22 protein-coding genes are annotated in these 17463 nt (G+C 71.1%); 21 read left to right on the top strand and 1 reads right to left on the bottom strand.

Annotated features, from left to right (window positions below; all coding sequences use genetic code 11):
* Positions 1–59 precede the first annotated feature (59 nt).
* From hisD to ADK36_RS14425, 10 genes are all read left to right on the top strand, one after another.
* Positions 60–1382, top strand: a complete 1323-nt coding sequence (hisD, locus tag ADK36_RS14470) for a histidinol dehydrogenase (RefSeq protein WP_053197804.1) — start codon at positions 60–62, stop codon at positions 1380–1382.
* Positions 1379–2521: a histidinol-phosphate transaminase gene (locus ADK36_RS14465; protein WP_048583417.1), complete on the top strand. Its 1143-nt coding sequence runs from the start codon at positions 1379–1381 to the stop codon at positions 2519–2521. The genes hisD and ADK36_RS14465 overlap by 4 nt, the downstream gene beginning before the upstream one ends.
* Entirely contained in the window at positions 2518–3111 is a 594-nt protein-coding gene (gene hisB / locus ADK36_RS14460) for an imidazoleglycerol-phosphate dehydratase HisB (RefSeq protein WP_030951295.1), read from the top strand. Before ADK36_RS14465 ends, hisB begins: the two co-directional genes overlap by 4 nt.
* A 3-nt stretch (positions 3112–3114) precedes the next feature.
* Positions 3115–3279, top strand: a complete 165-nt coding sequence (locus tag ADK36_RS49490) for a hypothetical protein (protein WP_030049220.1) — start codon at positions 3115–3117, stop codon at positions 3277–3279.
* Entirely contained in the window at positions 3270–3920 is a 651-nt protein-coding gene (gene hisH, locus ADK36_RS14450; protein ID WP_048583415.1) for an imidazole glycerol phosphate synthase subunit HisH, read from the top strand. The genes ADK36_RS49490 and hisH overlap by 10 nt, the downstream gene beginning before the upstream one ends.
* Before the next feature lie 4 nt (positions 3921–3924).
* The gene (gene priA / locus ADK36_RS14445) at positions 3925–4650 is read left to right on the top strand and encodes a bifunctional 1-(5-phosphoribosyl)-5-((5-phosphoribosylamino)methylideneamino)imidazole-4-carboxamide isomerase/phosphoribosylanthranilate isomerase PriA (RefSeq protein ID WP_048583414.1); all 726 of its coding nucleotides are present in this window, start codon (positions 3925–3927) and stop codon (positions 4648–4650) included.
* Entirely contained in the window at positions 4647–5060 is a 414-nt protein-coding gene (locus ADK36_RS14440; RefSeq protein WP_048583413.1) for a RidA family protein, read from the top strand. The genes priA and ADK36_RS14440 overlap by 4 nt, the downstream gene beginning before the upstream one ends.
* Positions 5057–5812, top strand: a complete 756-nt coding sequence (hisF, locus tag ADK36_RS14435) for an imidazole glycerol phosphate synthase subunit HisF (protein ID WP_048583412.1) — start codon at positions 5057–5059, stop codon at positions 5810–5812. The genes ADK36_RS14440 and hisF overlap by 4 nt, the downstream gene beginning before the upstream one ends.
* A gap of 140 nt (positions 5813–5952) precedes the next feature.
* Entirely contained in the window at positions 5953–6543 is a 591-nt protein-coding gene (locus ADK36_RS14430; RefSeq protein ID WP_053197802.1) for an ArsR/SmtB family transcription factor, read from the top strand.
* A 10-nt stretch (positions 6544–6553) separates the two neighbouring features.
* Positions 6554–7810 (top strand): MFS transporter, encoded by a 1257-nt coding sequence (locus tag ADK36_RS14425; protein ID WP_048583410.1) that lies wholly within the window; start codon positions 6554–6556, stop codon positions 7808–7810.
* Between the two features lie 4 nt (positions 7811–7814).
* Here the strand turns inward: ADK36_RS14425 and ADK36_RS14420 are convergent, their stop codons facing one another.
* Positions 7815–8450: a TIGR03085 family metal-binding protein gene (locus tag ADK36_RS14420; RefSeq protein ID WP_048583409.1), complete on the bottom strand. Its 636-nt coding sequence runs from the start codon at positions 8448–8450 to the stop codon at positions 7815–7817.
* A gap of 83 nt (positions 8451–8533) precedes the next feature.
* Here ADK36_RS14420 and hisI point away from each other — a divergent pair, with 83 nt between their 5' ends.
* The 11 genes from hisI to lgt all read left to right on the top strand — a co-directional run bounded on the left by hisI (position 8534) and on the right by lgt (position 17398).
* Complete coding sequence (gene hisI, locus ADK36_RS14415; protein ID WP_078916402.1) at positions 8534–8935, top strand: phosphoribosyl-AMP cyclohydrolase; 402 nt, start codon at positions 8534–8536, stop codon at positions 8933–8935.
* Between the two features lie 11 nt (positions 8936–8946).
* Positions 8947–10434, top strand: coding sequence for an anthranilate synthase component I (locus tag ADK36_RS14410; RefSeq protein ID WP_048583407.1), 1488 nt, complete (start codon positions 8947–8949; stop codon positions 10432–10434).
* Positions 10435–10495: 61 nt separating this feature from the next.
* On the top strand, positions 10496–11137 hold the full coding sequence (locus tag ADK36_RS14405) for a TIGR02234 family membrane protein (protein WP_048583406.1): 642 nt from the start codon (positions 10496–10498) through the stop codon (positions 11135–11137).
* Positions 11138–11249: 112 nt separating this feature from the next.
* Entirely contained in the window at positions 11250–11495 is a 246-nt protein-coding gene (locus tag ADK36_RS14400) for an HGxxPAAW family protein (protein ID WP_048583405.1), read from the top strand.
* Between the two features lie 102 nt (positions 11496–11597).
* The gene (locus tag ADK36_RS14395) at positions 11598–12044 is read left to right on the top strand and encodes a DUF2752 domain-containing protein (protein WP_053197800.1); all 447 of its coding nucleotides are present in this window, start codon (positions 11598–11600) and stop codon (positions 12042–12044) included.
* Between the two features lie 182 nt (positions 12045–12226).
* Positions 12227–13036 (top strand): indole-3-glycerol phosphate synthase TrpC, encoded by an 810-nt coding sequence (gene trpC / locus ADK36_RS14390; RefSeq protein ID WP_030049207.1) that lies wholly within the window; start codon positions 12227–12229, stop codon positions 13034–13036.
* A gap of 21 nt (positions 13037–13057) precedes the next feature.
* The gene (trpM, locus tag ADK36_RS51435; RefSeq protein ID WP_369122750.1) at positions 13058–13225 is read left to right on the top strand and encodes a tryptophan biosynthesis modulator TrpM; all 168 of its coding nucleotides are present in this window, start codon (positions 13058–13060) and stop codon (positions 13223–13225) included.
* Between the two features lie 136 nt (positions 13226–13361).
* Positions 13362–14648 carry a tryptophan synthase subunit beta gene (trpB, locus tag ADK36_RS14385; protein WP_048583403.1) on the top strand — a complete coding sequence of 429 codons (1287 nt, stop codon included), beginning with the start codon at positions 13362–13364 and terminating at the stop codon, positions 14646–14648.
* On the top strand, positions 14645–15463 hold the full coding sequence (gene trpA, locus ADK36_RS14380) for a tryptophan synthase subunit alpha (protein WP_048583402.1): 819 nt from the start codon (positions 14645–14647) through the stop codon (positions 15461–15463). Before trpB ends, trpA begins: the two co-directional genes overlap by 4 nt.
* A gap of 116 nt (positions 15464–15579) precedes the next feature.
* Entirely contained in the window at positions 15580–16356 is a 777-nt protein-coding gene (locus tag ADK36_RS14375; RefSeq protein WP_053197798.1) for a DsbA family protein, read from the top strand.
* Between the two features lie 97 nt (positions 16357–16453).
* Positions 16454–17398 (top strand): prolipoprotein diacylglyceryl transferase, encoded by a 945-nt coding sequence (gene lgt / locus ADK36_RS14370; protein WP_078916394.1) that lies wholly within the window; start codon positions 16454–16456, stop codon positions 17396–17398.
* The last annotated feature ends 65 nt before the right edge of the window (positions 17399–17463 follow it).

Raw genomic sequence — 17463 nt, 5'->3', positions numbered from 1 at the left:
GCGCGAACGACGCCGGACGCGGGTCTGAGAGAATTGAGCCCGTGCTGCAACATTTCTCTATGGCCCGAATCGATCTGCGCGGCGACGCCCTCCCCGAGGGCCCTGCCCTGCGCGACCTGCTGCCCCGAGCCGACTTCGATGTTCAGGCCGCTCTGGAGAAGGTGCGTCCGATCTGCGAGGCCGTGCATCATCGGGGCGACGCGGCGCTGATCGACTTCGCCGAGAAGTTCGACGGGGTCAAGCTCGACCAGGTGCGGGTGCCCGCCGAGGCGCTCACGCGCGCGTTGGAGGAGCTCGACCCGGCCGTGCGCGCGGCCCTGGAGGAGTCCATCCGCCGCGCCCGTCTCGTCCACCGCGAGCAGCGCCGTACGACGCACACGACCCAGGTCGTGCCGGGCGGTTCCGTGACCGAGAAGTGGGTTCCGGTCGACCGTGTCGGGCTGTACGCGCCCGGTGGCCGGTCCGTCTACCCGTCCTCCGTGATCATGAACGTCGTCCCGGCCCAGGAGGCCGGCGTCGAGTCGATCGCACTGGCCTCTCCGGCCCAGTCCGAGTTCGGTGGCCTGCCGCACCCGACGATCCTCGCCGCGTGCGCGCTGCTGGGCGTCGACGAGGTGTACGCGGCCGGGGGCGCGACCGCCGTCGCGATGTTCGCGTACGGCACCGAGTCCTGCCCGCCCGCCAACATGGTCACCGGCCCCGGCAACATCTGGGTCGCCGCCGCCAAGCGCTACTTCACCGGCAAGATCGGCATCGACGCCGAAGCGGGCCCGACCGAGATCGCGGTCCTGGCCGACTCCACCGCCGACCCGGTGCACGTCGCCGCCGACCTGATCAGCCAGGCCGAGCACGACCCGCTGGCCGCCGCCGTCCTGGTCACCGACTCCGTGGAGCTCGCGGACGCGGTGGAGAAGGAGCTGGAGCCGCAGGTCGCGGCCACCAAGCACATCGACGACCGCATCGTGCCCGCCCTCAAGGGCAGGCAGTCCGCGATCGTCCTGGTCGACGGTGTCGAGGAGGGCCTCAGGGTGGTGGACGCGTACGGCGCCGAGCACCTGGAGATCCAGACGGCCGACGCGGCCGCCGTGGCCGACCGGGTGCGCAACGCCGGCGCCGTCTTCATCGGCCCTTGGGCGCCGGTCTCGCTCGGCGACTACGCCGCCGGCTCCAACCACGTGCTGCCCACCGGTGGCTGCGCCTGCCACTCCTCGGGCCTGTCCGTCCAGTCCTTCCTGCGCGGCATCCACATCGTCGACTACACGAAGGACGCGCTGGCCGAGGTCGCGCATCACGTGGTCACGCTGGCGGAGGCGGAGGATCTGCCGGCGCACGGCGCGGCGATCAAGGCGCGGTTCGACTGGAAGGTTCCGACGAGCAAGTGAACGACGTACGTATCGACGATCTCCCCGTACGGGACGAGCTGCGCGGCAAGTCCCCCTACGGCGCGCCCCAGTTGGACGTCCCCGTACGGCTGAACACCAACGAGAACCCCTACCCGCTGCCCGAGCCGCTGGTCGAACGCATCGCCGAGCGGGTTCGTGAGGCGGCCCGGAACCTCAACCGCTACCCGGACCGGGACGCGGTCGAGCTGCGCACCCAGCTCGCCAAGTACCTGACCGACACCTCCGGCTACGAGGTCGGCCTGGCCAACGTCTGGGCCGCCAACGGCTCCAACGAGGTCATCCAGCAGCTGCTCCAGACCTTCGGCGGACCCGGCCGTACGGCCATCGGCTTCGAGCCGTCGTACTCGATGCACGGGCTCATCTCGCGCGGCACCGGCACGGGCTGGATCTCCGGTCCGCGGTGCGAGGACTTCACGATCGACCTCGCCGCCGCCGAGGAGGCGATCGCCGAGCACCGGCCCGACGTCGTCTTCATCACCACGCCCAACAACCCCACGGGCACCGCGGTCCCGCCCGAGACGGTCCTCGCGCTGTACGAGGCCGCGCAGGCGGCCAAGCCGTCGATGGTCGTGGTCGACGAGGCGTACATCGAGTTCAGCCACGGCGACTCGCTGCTGCCGCTGCTCGAAGGCCGGCCGAATCTCGTCGTCTCCCGGACGATGTCGAAGGCCTTCGGCGCCGCCGGCCTGCGCCTCGGCTATCTCGCCGCGCACCCGGCGGTGGTGGACGCCGTCCAGCTCGTACGGCTGCCGTACCACCTGTCGGCCGTCACCCAGGCGACCGCGCTGGCCGCCCTGGAGCACACCGACACGCTTCTGAAGTACGTCGAGCAGCTGAAGGCGGAGCGGGACCGGCTGGTCACCGAGCTGCTGGCGATCGGCTACGAGGTCACCGCGTCGGACGCCAACTTCGTGCAGTTCGGGCGGTTCGACGACAGCCACGCCATCTGGCAGAAGATCCTCGACCGGGGCGTCCTGGTCCGGGACAACGGCGTGCCGGGCTGGCTGCGGGTGACCGCCGGAACCCCCGAAGAGAACGACGCGTTCCTCGACGCGGTACGTGAACTGATGAGTTTTGTGGGGGACACCCCCACACCCCCGGAGGAGCAGAGCGCATGAACCGCGTAGGACGCATAGAGCGGGTGACGAAGGAGACCTCGGTCCTCGTCGAGATCGACCTCGACGGATCCGGCAAAGTCGATGTGTCGACCGGCGTCGGCTTCTACGACCACATGCTCGACCAGCTCGGCCGCCACGGCCTGTTCGACCTCACGGTCAAGACCGAGGGCGACCTGCACATCGACTCGCACCACACCATCGAGGACACCGCCCTCGCGCTGGGCGCCGCCTTCAAGCAGGCCCTCGGCGACAAGGTGGGGATCTACCGCTTCGGCAACTGCACGGTCCCGCTGGACGAGTCCCTCGCCCAGGTCACCGTCGACCTGTCCGGCCGCCCCTACCTCGTGCACACCGAGCCCGAGAAGATGGCGCCGATGATCGGCGAGTACGACACCACGATGACCCGCCACATCCTGGAGTCCTTCGTCGCCCAGGCGCAGATCGCGCTGCACGTGCACGTGCCGTACGGGCGCAACGCCCACCACATCGTGGAGTGCCAGTTCAAGGCGCTGGCGCGGGCCCTGCGGTACGCCTCCGAGCGCGACCCGCGCGCGGCGGGCATCCTTCCCTCCACGAAGGGTGCGCTGTAACCCATGAACGGGCTGTCCACCGTCCTGATCGTCGTCGGTCTCTTCCTGATCGGCGGGATCATCTCCTTCGTCAAGCAGGGGATGCCGAAGAACCTCATCGTGCTGCTCTCCATAGGCGCCGCGATGTGTCTCGTGGCCGGTGTCCTGAGGCTGGAGGTGTGGAATTGAGCAGCGGTGTGAAGAAGGTCGTCGTCTTCGACTACGGCTTCGGCAACGTGCGCTCCGCCGAACGCGCCCTCGCGCGCGCGGGCGCCGACGTCGAGATCACCCGTGACTTCGACAAGGCCATGAACGCCGACGGCCTGCTGGTGCCCGGCGTCGGAGCCTTCGCCGCCTGCATGCAGGGCCTGAAGGAAGCCCGCGGCGACTGGATCGTCGAGCGGCGGCTGGCCGGCGGGCGCCCGGTGATGGGCATCTGCGTCGGCATGCAGATCCTGTTCGCGCGCGGCATCGAGCACGGCGTCGAGGCCGAGGGCATGGGCGAGTGGCCCGGCTCGGTCGAGCCGCTCCAGGCCGACATTGTGCCCCACATGGGCTGGAACACCGTCGACGCGCCGGCCGGCTCCGAGCTGTTCGCCGGCCTGGACGCGGACGCGCGCTTCTACTTCGTGCACTCCTACGCCGTCCACGACTGGACCCTGGAGACCGGGAACCCGCTGATGACCGCCCCGCTGGTCACCTGGTCGACGCACGGCAAGCCCTTCGTGGCCGCCGTGGAGAACGGCGCCCTGTGGGCCACCCAGTTCCACCCCGAGAAGTCCGGCGACGCCGGAGCGCAGCTGCTCACCAACTGGATCGGAACCCTGTAGAGACATGGCCAAGCTCGAACTCCTCCCCGCCGTCGACGTCCGCGACGGCCAGGCCGTCCGCCTCGTGCACGGCGAGTCCGGCACCGAGACGTCCTACGGCTCCCCGCTGGAGGCCGCCCTGGCCTGGCAGCGGTCGGGTGCCGAGTGGCTGCACCTGGTCGACCTGGACGCCGCCTTCGGTACCGGCGACAACCGCGAGCTGATCGCCGAGGTCGCGGGGGCGATGGACATCAAGGTCGAGTTGTCCGGCGGTATCCGCGACGACGCCTCCCTGGCAGCCGCGCTCGCCACCGGCTGCACGCGCGTGAACCTCGGCACGGCCGCCCTGGAGACCCCCGAGTGGGTCGCCAAGGTCATCGCCGAGCACGGCGACAAGATCGCGGTGGGCCTGGACGTACGGGGCACCACGCTCCGCGGCCGCGGCTGGACCCGCGACGGCGGTGACCTCTACGAGACGCTGGAGCGCCTCAACAACGAGGGCTGCGCCCGTTACGTCGTCACGGACATCGCCAAGGACGGCACGCTCCAGGGCCCGAACCTGGAGCTGCTGAAGAACGTCTGCGCGGCGACGGACCGCCCGGTCGTCGCCTCCGGCGGCGTCTCGTCCCTGGACGACCTGCGGGCCATCGCCGAGCTCGTCCCGCTCGGTGTCGAGGGCTCCATCGTCGGGAAGGCCCTGTACGCGAAGGCGTTCACCCTGGAAGAGGCCCTGGAGGTTGTCTCGTCATGACGTCCGATGCCGTACGGCGCGTGCAGAGCGGAAGTCCCTGGGAAGAGTCCTTCGGGTTCGCACGCGCCGTCGCGGCGGGTGATCGTGTGCTGGTGGCGGGCACTACGTCCTTCAAGGGGGACGTGCTGTACGGCGAGGGCGACCCGTACGAGCAGGCCAGCGTGGCCTTCACCAACGCGATCGAGGCGCTCGGCGAGTTCGGGCTCGGCGTCGAGTCCGTGATCCGGACCCGGATGTACCTCACCCACGCGCGCGACGTGGACGCCGTGGGCCGGGCCCACAAGGAGTTCTTCGACACGGTGCGCCCGGTCTCGACGTTGCTCGTCGTGGAGGGTTTCGTGGACTCGCGCATTCTGGTCGAAGTGGAAATAGAAGCATTCAGAAGGACGTTGGAGGAGCCGGTCTCATGACCCTGGCGGTCCGAGTCATCCCCTGCCTGGACGTGGACAACGGCCGGGTCGTCAAGGGCGTCAACTTCCAGAACCTGCGCGACGCGGGCGACCCCGTCGAGATGGCCAAGGTGTACGACGCCGAGGGCGCCGACGAGCTGACGTTCCTGGACATCACCGCGTCGTCCGGCAACCGCGAGACGACCTACGACGTCGTGCGCCGCACGGCCGAGCAGGTCTTCATCCCGCTGACGGTCGGCGGCGGCGTCCGCACGGCCGAGGACGTGGACAAGCTGCTGCGCGCGGGCGCCGACAAGGTGGGCGTCAACACCGCGGCCATCGCCCGCCCCGAGCTGATCCGCGAGATCGCCGAGCGCTTCGGGCGGCAGGTGCTCGTCCTCTCGGTCGACGCGCGGCGCACTCCCGAGGGCACCTTCGAGGTCACCACCCACGGCGGCCGCAAGGGCACGGGCATCGATGCCGTCGAGTGGGCCCACCGGGCCGCCGAGCTGGGCGCGGGCGAGATCCTGCTCAACTCGATGGACGCGGACGGCACCAAGGACGGCTACGACCTGGAGATGATCCAGGCCGTACGCAAGCACGTGACGGTCCCGGTGATCGCGTCCGGCGGCGCCGGGAAGCTCGCCGACTTCGCGCCGGCCATCGAGTCGGGAGCGGACGCGGTGCTCGCCGCGTCGGTGTTCCACTTCGGGGATCTGCGGATCGGCGAGGTGAAGGACGCGTTGCGCGGGGCGGGGCACCCCGTCCGCTGACGCTCCGCCGCGCACCGGGCTGACTCCCGGTCGAGCCCCGGCCTCCCTCGCGGTGGCCGGGGTTTTCTCATGACCAGATACGAAAGGGAAGTTGCGCAAAATATGTTGTGCAATTTTTCTTTCGCATCTACGGTGAGGGCATGACAGGCAAGGAAAGAGACCGCCGGATCACGGACCTGGGCACCCTCAAGGCGCTCGCCCATCCGCTGCGGATGAACCTTCTCCGCGGGCTGACGATCGCCCAGGTCGCCACCGCCTCACAGCTCGCCGAGCAGGTCGACGAGGCGGTCTCACTGGTCAGCTACCACCTGCGCAAGCTCGCCGAGCACGGCCTCATCGAGGAGGCCGAGCCGCAGAGCGCGGACGGTCGCGAGCGCTGGTGGCGGCCCGCCTCGGACGGCGTGAGCATCCGCGACGAGGACTTCCGTGACGCTCCCGAGAAGGCGGCCGCGCACACGGCGGCGAGCAGGCTCTTCGCCGAGCAGCGCGCGGACATGTACCGACGCTGGCTCGACGAGCGGGCCCACTGGAGCGCCGAGTGGAACCGGGTGGCCGAGTCCACGGAGTCCAACCTGCGGCTCACCGCGGACGAACTGGCCGAGTTGAACAAGGAGTTGCTCGCCCTGCTCCGCCGGTACGACGAGCAGGGCCGCGCCGCCGACGCCGCGGGAGACACCGACGGCCGCGAGAACGTCGCGGTGCACACGTACAACTTCCCCTTCCGGCCCTGAGAGGACCGACGTGCCTTCGCTGCTCACCGCCTTAGGGACCACACCGGTCTCGGCGCGCCCCGCCCACCGCGACCCCAACGTCCTGCGCTGGCTCGCCGCCTACACCTCCTCGATGATCGGCGACAGCGTCTACTACATCGCCCTGTCCTGGGCGGCCGTACAGGCCGGTTCGCCGTCCCAGGCCGGAGTGGTCATGGCGGTGAGCGCCGTGCCGCGGGCCCTGCTGATGCTGGGCGGGGGAGTGATCGCCGACCGGCTCGGGCCGCGCAAGGTCGTCATCGGCAGCGACGCCGTGCGGTGCGCGGCCGTCCTCGCGGTGGCCGGACTGCTCTTCTTCACCACCCCGGGCCTATGGCCGCTGGCCGCGCTCGCCCTGGTCTTCGGCACCGTCGACGCCGTGTTCATGCCGGCCGTGGGTGCGCTCCCCGCGCGCGTGACGACACGCGACCAGCTCGCGCGCGTGCAGGGCATGCGGGGCCTCGGGATCCGCTTCGCGAGCGTCGTCGGCGGTCCGCTCGGCGGTCTCGGGGTCGCGGTCGGGGGCGCGTCGGCCGCGTTCGGCCTCGCCGGGCTGCTCATCGCGGTGTCGCTGCCGCTGCTGGTCTCCGTGCGCATACGGGAGCTGCCCGCCGACGACAAGGCGGCCGCGCGGGGCGGCACCGCCTGGCGCGATCTGGTGGCCGGCCTCGCCTACATCCGCCGCCACCGGGTGCTCGCTCCGCTGATGCTGGCCATCGCCCTCGGTGACCTCGGCTTCGTCGGCCCGCTCAACGTCGGCCTGACGCTGCTCGCCGACGAGCGGGGCTGGGGCGCCTCCGGAATGGGCTGGGTGCTCGCCGGTTTCGGCGTCGGCGCGGGTGCCGCGTCCCTGCTGCTGACCGTGCGCGGCAGCCTGCCGCACGCCGGGCGGGTGGCAGGCTGCACGATTCTCGCCGGGTCGGTCGCGATCGGCGCCCTGGCCTTCGTGACCGGCGTGGTCGCGGCCGTCGGGGTCGCCCTGCTCATCGGACTGCTCGCCGGGCTCAGCGGCGCCATGTGCGGCGCCCTGCTGCAGACCCAGGCCGACGCCGCCTACCTGGGCCGCGTCACCGCCGTCTCCGGGCTGGTCAGCCTCGGTTTCGCGCCGCTCAGCATGCCCCTGTCCGCCACCGCCATCGGTGCCTGGGGCACCGGCCCGGTCTTCGTGGTCAGCGCGGCGGTGTGCGGGCTGGGCGGAGTGATCGCCCTGTGCGTGCCCGGTCTGCGCCGCGCCGAACTCCCGAAGTGACCTCTCAGATCCCCAGCTGCTTCCCCTCGTGCAGCTTGGTGATCGCGTCCTTGTCGCCGTCCAGCTCGACCTTGGCGGCGCTCTGGCGGCCGTAGGCGAACAGCAGCAGCTCCGACGGCTCGCCGGTCACCGTGACGACGGGCGTGCCCTTGTGGGCGACCGCGGTCTGGCCGTCGGGGCGGCGCAGAACGAGGCCCGTGGGGGCGGTGCGGCCCACCAGGCGGGCGGAGCGCTCCAGGCGGGACCACAGGGCGTCCTGGAAGACCGGGTCGAGTTCGCGCGGCGTCCAGTCCGGCTGGGCGCGGCGGACGTCCTCCGTGTGGACGTAGAACTCGATCGTGTTCGACGCCTCGTCGATCTGCTTGAGCTGGAACGGCGAGAAGCGCGGCGGGCCGGTGCGGATGAGCTGGATCAGCTCCTCGTACGGCTTGGCCGCGAACTCCTCCATCGCCTTGTCCAGGCGCGGGGCGAGCTGCTTGATCAGGATCCCGGCGGCGGCGTCGGGCCGGCGCTCGCGCACCACCACGTGCGCGGCCAGGTCACGCGTCGTCCAGCCCTCGCAGAGGGTGGGGGCGTCCGGGCCCTCGGCCTCCAAGAGGTCGGCCAGGAGAAGTCGTTCACGCTTGGCGAAGGTCGACATGCAGTCAGCCTACGACCACGTATCAGGTCCGCCCAATGGACGGTCACCCAGGGTTGTCAGTGGCGCGCGGCACAATGGCATGCATGACCACCAGTACGCCCCGTCAGCCCAGTCGGCTGGACCCCGAGATCGCCGCACGGCTCAAGCGCAGCGCGGACGGGCTCCTGCCTGCCATCGCCCAGCAGTACGACACCGGAGAGGTGCTGATGCTCGGCTGGATGGACGACGAGGCGCTGCATCGGACGCTCACCACCGGCCGCTGCACCTACTGGTCGCGCAGCCGCGGGGAGTACTGGGTCAAGGGCGACACCTCCGGCCACTTCCAGTGGGTCAGGTCCGTCGCCCTCGACTGCGACGCGGACACCGTGCTCGTCAAGGTCGACCAGGTCGGTGCGGCCTGCCACACGGGCGCGCGCACCTGCTTCGACGAGGACGTACTGCTCAAGGACGGCGCCGATTCCGGCGTACCGGCCTCGGATCAGTAAGGTCAGCCGCCATGGACCTCGAGACCTTCCGCAAGCTGGCCTCCGACCGTCGCGTCATCCCGGTCACCCGCAAGCTCCTCGCCGACGGCGACACCCCGGTCGCCCTCTACCGCAAGCTCGCCGCCGAGCGCCCGGGCACCTTCCTGCTGGAGTCCGCGGAGAACGGCCGCTCCTGGTCCCGCTACTCGTTCGTGGGCGTCCGGTCCGCCGGGACCCTCACCGAGCGAGACGGACAGGCCCACTGGCTCGGCACCCCGCCCGTCGGCGTCCCCGTCGAGGGCGACCCGCTGGCCGCCCTGCGCACCACCATCGAGGCCCTGCACACCCCGCGCGACCTCGCCCACGACCTGGGCCTGCCGCCCTTCACCGGCGGCATGGTCGGCTATCTCGGCTACGACATCGTGCGCCGCCTGGAGAAGATCGGCCCCGGCGAGCGGGACGACCTGAAGCTGCCCGAGCTGACCATGCTGCTCACCAGTGACCTCGCCGTCATGGACCACTGGGAGGGCTCCGTCCTGCTGATCGCCAACGCGATCAACCACAACGACCTCGACACGGGCGTCGACGAGGCCTACGCGGACGCGGTCGCCCGCCTCGACGCCATGCAGGCCGACCTGACGCGCCCGGTCGCCCAGCCGCCGGCCGTGCTCCCGCCCTCCGAGCTCCCGGAGTACACGGCCCTCTGGGGCGGCGAGGACTTCCAGGAGGCCGTCGAGGACGTCAAGGAGCGCATCCGGGCCGGCGAGGCCTTCCAGGTGGTCCCCTCCCAGCGCTTCGAAACGCCGTGCACGGCAAGCGCGTTGGACGTCTACCGGGTGCTCAGGGCGACCAACCCGTCGCCGTACATGTACCTCTTCCGCTTCGACGGATTCGACGTCGTCGGATCGTCCCCCGAAGCCCTGGTGAAGGTCGAGGACGGGCAGGCGATGGTCCACCCCATCGCCGGCACGCGGTGGCGCGGGGCCACCCCGCAGGAGGACCAGGCCCTCGCCGACGAACTGCTCGCCGACCCCAAGGAGCGCGCCGAGCACCTCATGCTGGTCGACCTCGGCCGCAACGACCTGGGGCGGGTCTGCGAGCCGGGTTCGGTCGAGGTCGTCGACTTCATGACCATCGAGCGGTACTCGCACGTGATGCACATCGTCTCGACGGTGACGGGCCGCGTGGCACCCGGCCGCACGGCCTTCGACGTCCTGACGGCCTGCTTCCCGGCCGGCACCCTCTCCGGTGCCCCCAAGCCCCGCGCGATGCAGATCATCGACGAACTCGAACCGTCCAGGCGGGGCTTGTACGGCGGCTGCGTCGGCTACCTCGACTTCGCGGGCGACTCTGACACCGCCATCGCGATCCGTACGGCACTGCTGCGCGGCGGCACGGCGTACGTCCAGGCCGGCGCGGGCATCGTCGCCGACTCGGACCCGGTCGCCGAGGACACCGAGTGCCGGAACAAGGCGGCGGCGGTCCTGCGGGCGGTCCACACGGCAAACCGGCTCACGTAACCGGCTCACGCAACCCCTTAGCCGAACCCCGGGTGAGTGTTCGCCCGGGGTTCGGGTGATAGTGGACTACGTGACTGCTGTTCCGCACCCCCGTTCCGAAGCCCCCGGTTCCGCCCGGGCCGGCCGTCTGAGCCTCGCCGTCGCCCTGCTGTGCGGTGCCCTCGGCGCGGCCGTCGCGCTGCTCTCGACCCGGCAGCGCTGGTCGGAGGGCACCGTGACGGTGGCCGGCGGCCCGTTCCCGCTGATCGCCAAGGGCAGTGACGTCACGGGCGTTCCCGCGGCCCTGGCCATAGTGGGGCTCGCCGCGCTCGTCGCCGTCTTCGCCGTCCGCCGGGCCGGCCGCTTCATGGTCGCCGCCCTGCTCGCGCTCTCCGGCGCCGGCACCGTCGCCGCCGCCCTGCTCGGCGCCTCCGACAGCGCCGCGCTGGACGAGAAGGCCGCGCAGGCGTCCGGCGACACCTCGGCCACCGTCCAGACCCTCACCCACACCGCCTGGCCGTACGTCGCGGCCGTCGGCGGCGTGCTGATCCTGCTCGCCGGACTGCTGGCCCTGCGCTACGGCCGGCTGTGGCCCGGCATGTCCGGCCGCTACGAGCGCGGTGGCGTCCCCCGGCCCCGCCGCAGGTCCCCGGCCGCCGACCCCGACCGCCCCGAGGAACTCTGGAAGGCCCTCGACCGCGGTGAGGACCCGACCGGCACCTGACCGGGCGGCCGCGCCGTGACCCCCGATCACCGCACGCGGGCGCGTACGGGACAATGACAGCGAGCGACCGGCTCACCCACGTACAACACGTACACAGCAAGAGGAGCAAGCAATGGCGGGCAGCAGCCACGGTCACACCCCGGCCGCCTGGACCGGTGTCACGATCGCCTTCATCGGTTTCTGCGTCTCGGGCGCCTTCATGGTGATGGCCCAGCCCGCGGGCTTCTGGGCCGGCCTGGGTGTCGTGGTCCTCGGCGGCGTCGTCGGCTGGATCATGCGCGGCATGGGCCTCGGCCAGCCCAAGGACTCGCACGTGCTCCTCGCTGAGAAGCGTGAGACGGCGGACGTCCAGGGCTGATCCCGTACGGCGGTCTCGTACGGCCTCGCGTGAGGGCGGCTCCCGGTGCACGACGTACCGGAAGCCGCCCTCACGCGCGCGTAGCCGCCCGCACGGGGCAGAATGCGAGGCGTGAACACCGACGGCCGGAGGGTGACGCGGCCTGGACCGGCGAGCGGGCTGAGGCGGCTGGCTGTCCCTGCCGGGGTCCTCGCGGCCGTCGCCGGCGCCTTCGCGTACGTCGGCGCCGTGGACCCGAACGAGCCCGGCCACTACCCCGCCTGTCCGCTCCTGCAGTACACCGGCCTCTACTGCCCCGGTTGCGGCGGACTGCGCAGTGCGCACGCCGTGGTCCACGGGGACCTCCCGGCGGCGCTCCAGGACAACGCGCTGGCCGTCGTCGGCTATGCGCTCTTCGCCGTGGTGTGGACCGTGTGGGTGGTCCGTGCGGCACGCGGACGACCGTTCAGAATCGATCTCGGGCCCGTGCAGCTGTGGGCCGCGGGTGCGTTGCTGCTGCTCTTCACGGTTGTCCGGAACCTGCCGTTCGGTGGCTGGCTTCATCCTTGATCAACTGGAGAGCGTCCAGTAGGGGAGCACCTCCCGCCCGAGCCGTGCGAAGCTGGTTGGAGGGTGGGGGACGGATCGGCGTCAACCGGATGCGAAGCCTTCGCCCTCCTCCGGATATCATCACAGTGACCATAGGTTTCGTACCGCTTTCACAGTCCACCGTCTGAAAGGGGGCCGCTCGCGTGAGTGTGCTCGACGAGATCATCGACGGAGTCCGTGCCGACCTCGCGGAGCGGCAGGCGCGCGTCAGCCTCGACGAGCTCAAGGAGCGCGCGGCCAAGGCTCCCGCGGCGAAGGACGGGGTCGCCGCACTGAAGGGCGACGGCGTCAAGGTCATCTGCGAGGTCAAGCGCTCCAGCCCCTCCAAGGGTGCGCTGGCCGCGATCGCCGACCCGGCCGGACTCGCCGCGGACTACGAGGCGGGCGGCGCGGCCGTCATCTCCGTGCTGACGGAGCAGCGCCGCTTCGGCGGCTCGCTGGCCGACCTGGAGGCTGTCCGCGCCCGTGTGGACATCCCGGTCCTGCGCAAGGACTTCATCGTCACGTCGTACCAGCTGTGGGAGGCCCGGGCGTACGGCGCCGACCTCGCGCTCCTGATCGTCGCCGCCCTCGACCAGTCGGCGCTGGAATCGCTGATCGAGCGTGCGGTCTCCATCGGCCTGACCCCGCTGGTCGAGGTGCACGACGAGGACGAGGTCGAGCGTGCCGTGGACGCGGGCGCGAAGATCATCGGCGTCAACGCGCGGAACCTGAAGACCCTGGAGGTCGACCGCGGGACGTTCGAGCGCGTCGCGCCCGAGATCCCGGCCCACCTCGTCAAGGTCGCCGAATCGGGCGTCCGCGGCCCCCACGACCTCATCGCCTACGCCAACGCAGGCGCCGACGCGGTCCTGGTCGGCGAGTCCCTGGTGACCGGCAAGGACCCGAAGTCGGCGGTCTCCGACCTGGTGGCGGCGGGCGAGCACCCGGCACTGCGCCACGGGCGCGGCTGATCACCCGCTAGGCTGACCCCGATGAATCGCACTGTGACGACCGTGGACCGGTACGCCCGCCTCGCGCGCGGCTGCCGCCCTCGCGGCTGCCGCGCGCCGGCACGCCGCGTGCACGGCCGTCGCGTGCGCTACGTCATCGGAGACGAACCTGGGCAGGTCAACGGCCGTCGATGGCAGCGCGCCCCATAGGGGCGCGGGGCTCTGTTTGATGTGCGGCTACCGCCGCGCTGGCGCGACAAGCCACATCGGGCCTGCAGCCAACGGACAAAACCCGCCCCCACGGCGATTAGTGCTGTTCACACACCACTCACCGTGAGGTTCACTCATGCCCAGCGAGTTCTTCATCCCCGACCCGGAGGGTCAAGTCCCCAGCCCCGAAGGCTACTTCGGTGCGTTCGGCGGCAAGTTCATCCCGGAGGCCCTCGTCGCCGCCGTGGACGAGGTGGCCGTCGAGTACGACAAGGCCAAGCACGACCCCGAGTTCGCCCGCGAGCTCGACGACCTGCTGGTCAACTACACCGGCCGCCCCAGCTCCCTCACCGAGGTCCCCCGCTTCGCGGAGCACGCGGGCGGCGCACGGATCTTCCTGAAGCGGGAAGACCTCAACCACACCGGCTCCCACAAGATCAACAACGTGCTCGGCCAGGCCCTGCTCACCAAGCGCATGGGCAAGACCCGAGTGATCGCGGAGACCGGCGCCGGCCAGCACGGCGTCGCGACGGCGACGGCCTGCGCGCTGTTCGGCCTCGACTGCACCATCTACATGGGCGAGATCGACACCCAGCGCCAGGCCCTCAACGTGGCCCGCATGCGCATGCTCGGCGCCGAGGTCATCGCCGTGAAGTCGGGCAGCCGCACCCTCAAGGACGCCATCAACGAGGCGTTCCGCGACTGGGTCGCCAACGTCGACCACACGCACTACCTGTTCGGTACGGTCGCCGGCCCGCACCCCTTCCCCGCCATGGTCCGCGACTTCCACCGCGTCATCGGCGTGGAGGCCCGACGCCAGCTCCTGGAGCGCGCCGGACGCCTCCCCGACGCCGCGGTCGCCTGCGTCGGCGGCGGCTCCAACGCCATCGGCCTCTTCCACGCCTTCATCCCCGACACGGACGTACGCCTCATCGGCTGCGAGCCCGCCGGGCACGGCGTGGAGACCGGTGAGCACGCGGCCACGCTGACCGCCGGCGAGCCCGGCATCCTGCACGGCTCCCGCTCCTACGTCCTCCAGGACGAGGAGGGCCAGATCACCGAGCCGTACTCGATCTCGGCGGGTCTGGACTACCCCGGCATCGGACCCGAGCACTCCTACCTCAAGGACAGCGGCCGCGGCGAGTACCGCGCGGTCACCGACGACGCTGCCATGCAGGCCCTGCGTCTGCTGTCCCGCACCGAGGGCATCATCCCGGCCATCGAGAGCGCGCACGCGCTCGCCGGGGCCCTGGAGGTCGGCAAGGAGCTGGGCAAGGACGGGCTGATCGTCGTCAACCTGTCCGGCCGCGGTGACAAGGACATGGACACGGCCGCGCGGTACTTCGGCCTGTACGACACGGACGCGGCCGTCGCCGCGGACGAGGCCGGTACCGGCGCGGAGATCGAGGGGGACGCCAAGTGAGCGGGAACATCCAGCTGTTGACGGACACCCTGCGCGCCGCCAAGGCCGAGGGCCGCTCCGCGCTCATCGCCTACCTCCCGGCCGGGTTCCCGACCGTGGACGGCGGCATCGAGGCGATCAAGGCCGCCCTGGACGGGGGCGCGGACGTCGTGGAGGTCGGTCTGCCGCACAGCGACCCCGTCCTCGACGGTCCCGTCATCCAGACCGCCGACGACATCGCCCTGCGCGGCGGAGTCAAGATCGCGGACGTCATGCGTACGGTCCGCGAGGCGCACGAGGCCACCGGCAAGCCGATCCTCGTCATGACGTACTGGAACCCCATCGACCGCTACGGCGTCGAGCGCTTCACCGCCGAGCTGGCGGAAGCGGGCGGTGCGGGCTGCATCCTGCCCGACCTGCCCGTCCAGGAGGCGTCCCTCTGGAGGGAGCACGCCGAGAAGCACGGCCTGGCGACGGTCTTCGTCGTCGCGCCCAGCAGCAAGGACGAGCGGCTCGCGCAGATCACCGCGGCGGGCAGCGGCTTCGTCTACGCCGCCTCGCTGATGGGCGTCACCGGCACCCGCGCGTCCGTGGGCGCGCAGGCGCAGGACCTGGTCGAGCGCACCCGGGCCACCGGCACCGAACTGCCCGTCTGCGTCGGCCTCGGCGTCTCCAACGCCGAGCAGGCCGCCGAGGTGGCCGGCTTCGCCGACGGCGTGATCGTCGGCTCGGCCTTCGTCAAGCGGATGCTTGACGCGCCGGACGACGCGGCCGGCGTCGAGGCCGTGCGCACCCTCGCCGGTGACCTGGCGAAGGGCGTGCGCGGACAGGCGTAGGGGACACCTTCACGAGTGAAGGATCTTCAGAAGAAGGGCCTTCCGTACGAGTCGCTCGAACGGGTGGACCTGAGGCCGGGGAGGCGCGCTGCGCCTCCCCGGTTCGTTCTGCGGGTGTGAGCGAACAGAATCCTGAGGGAAAGCGGACCGCCCGGGAGCGGCTGGCGGCCGAGCGTGACAAGCAGAAGGCCGCCGACAAGCGGCGCCGCGCGCTGATCGTGGGCGCGAGTGTCGTCTGCGTCCTGGGACTCGCGGCGGTGATCGGAGTCGTCGCGGCGAACGCCGGCAAGGACGACGGCAGCGAGTCGGCGGGGCCGGTCGTGGGGCCCTCGGGGGCGCAGGGCAAGGACGGCCTCGCGATCCCGGTGGGCGAGGAGAGCGCCAAGTCGACGCTCACGGTCTGGGAGGACTTCCGCTGCCCGGCCTGCAAGTCCTTCGAGGAAGCGTACCGATCGACGATCCATGAGCTGACGGACTCCGGCAAGCTCAGAGTCGACTACCACCTGGCGACGATCATCGACGGCGGCATGGGCGGCACCGGCTCGCGCAACGCGGCCAACGCCGCGGCCTGCGCCCAGGACGCCGGGAAGTTCACGCCGTACCACGACGTGCTCTACCAGAACCAGCCGCCCGAGCAGGACGACGCCTTCGCCGAGAACAGCAAGCTTCTGGAACTCGCGGCCAAGGTCGAGGGCCTGGACACCCCCGCCTTCCGCAAGTGCGTCGAGGACGGCACGCACAACAGCTGGGTCAACAAGTCCAACGAGGCGTTCAAGAAGAGCGGCTTCAGCGGCACGCCGACGGTCCTGCTGAACGGCAAGAACATCTACCAGGACCAGACGATGACCCCGGCCAAGCTGAAGCAGATGGTGGAGGAGGCCGCCAAGGGCTGAGCCCCGCCCGGGGCTGACTCCGGTCGCTGCCCGTTATGGACCCGTAGCCGGGCCGCCTGCCATCGCTGCCGCCCGGCAGGGTAGCGTCGACCTTGCCATGGAACTTGCCTACATTCCCAGCCCGTCGCGCGGGGTGATCCACCTCGGTCCCATTCCGCTGCGCGGCTACGCCTTCTGCATCATCATCGGTGTCTTCGTAGCCGTCTGGCTCGGCAACAAACGCTGGATCGCCCGGGGCGGGCGGACCGGCACGGTGGCCGACATCGCGGTCTGGGCCGTGCCGTTCGGCCTGGTCGGCGGGCGCCTCTACCACGTGATCACGGACTACGAGCTGTACTTCAGCGAGGGCCGTGACTGGGTGGACGCCTTCAAGATCTGGGAGGGCGGCCTCGGCATCTGGGGCGCGATCGCGCTCGGTGCGGTGGGCGCCTGGATCGGCTGCCGGCGCCGGGGCATCCCGCTGCCGGCCTACGCCGACGCCATCGCACCCGGCATCGCCCTCGCGCAGGCGATCGGGCGCTGGGGCAACTGGTTCAACCAGGAGCTGTACGGGCGTCGGACCGACGTCCCGTGGGCGCTGGAGATCACCTCCTCGACGGACGGGCGGGTGCCGGGCACCTACCACCCGACGTTCCTGTACGAGTCGCTGTGGTGCATCGGCGTCGCGCTGCTGGTGATCTGGGCCGACCGCCGCTTCAAGCTGGGGCACGGGCGCGCGTTCGCGCTGTACGTCGCGGCGTACTGCGCGGGACGCGCGTGGATCGAGTACATGCGCGTCGACGAGGCCCACCACATCCTGGGCATGCGGCTGAACGTCTGGACCGCGCTCATCGTGTTCCTGCTGGCGGTGACGTACTTCGTGGTGTCGGCGAAGAAGCGGCCGGGCCGGGAAGAGGTCGTCGAGCCAGGTGCCTCCGGCGGTGACGCCGACGGTGAGGCCGAGGCGTCCGGTGAGGACCGGGCTGCCGAGAGCGACGAACAGGCCGAGGCTGACGTGAAGGACGACGTCAAGGACGAAGCCGGGTCGACGAAGCAGACGTGAGGCATGGCCGTACGGCGATGAGGGCGCTCGGGATTCTCCGGGCGCCCTCGTCGGTGTGTGGATGG

This window comes from Streptomyces viridochromogenes (assembly GCF_001270495.1).
Taxonomy (GTDB): Bacteria; Actinomycetota; Actinomycetes; order Streptomycetales; family Streptomycetaceae; genus Streptomyces; species Streptomyces viridochromogenes_A.
This window is presented reverse-complemented; position numbering and strand designations above follow the sequence as displayed.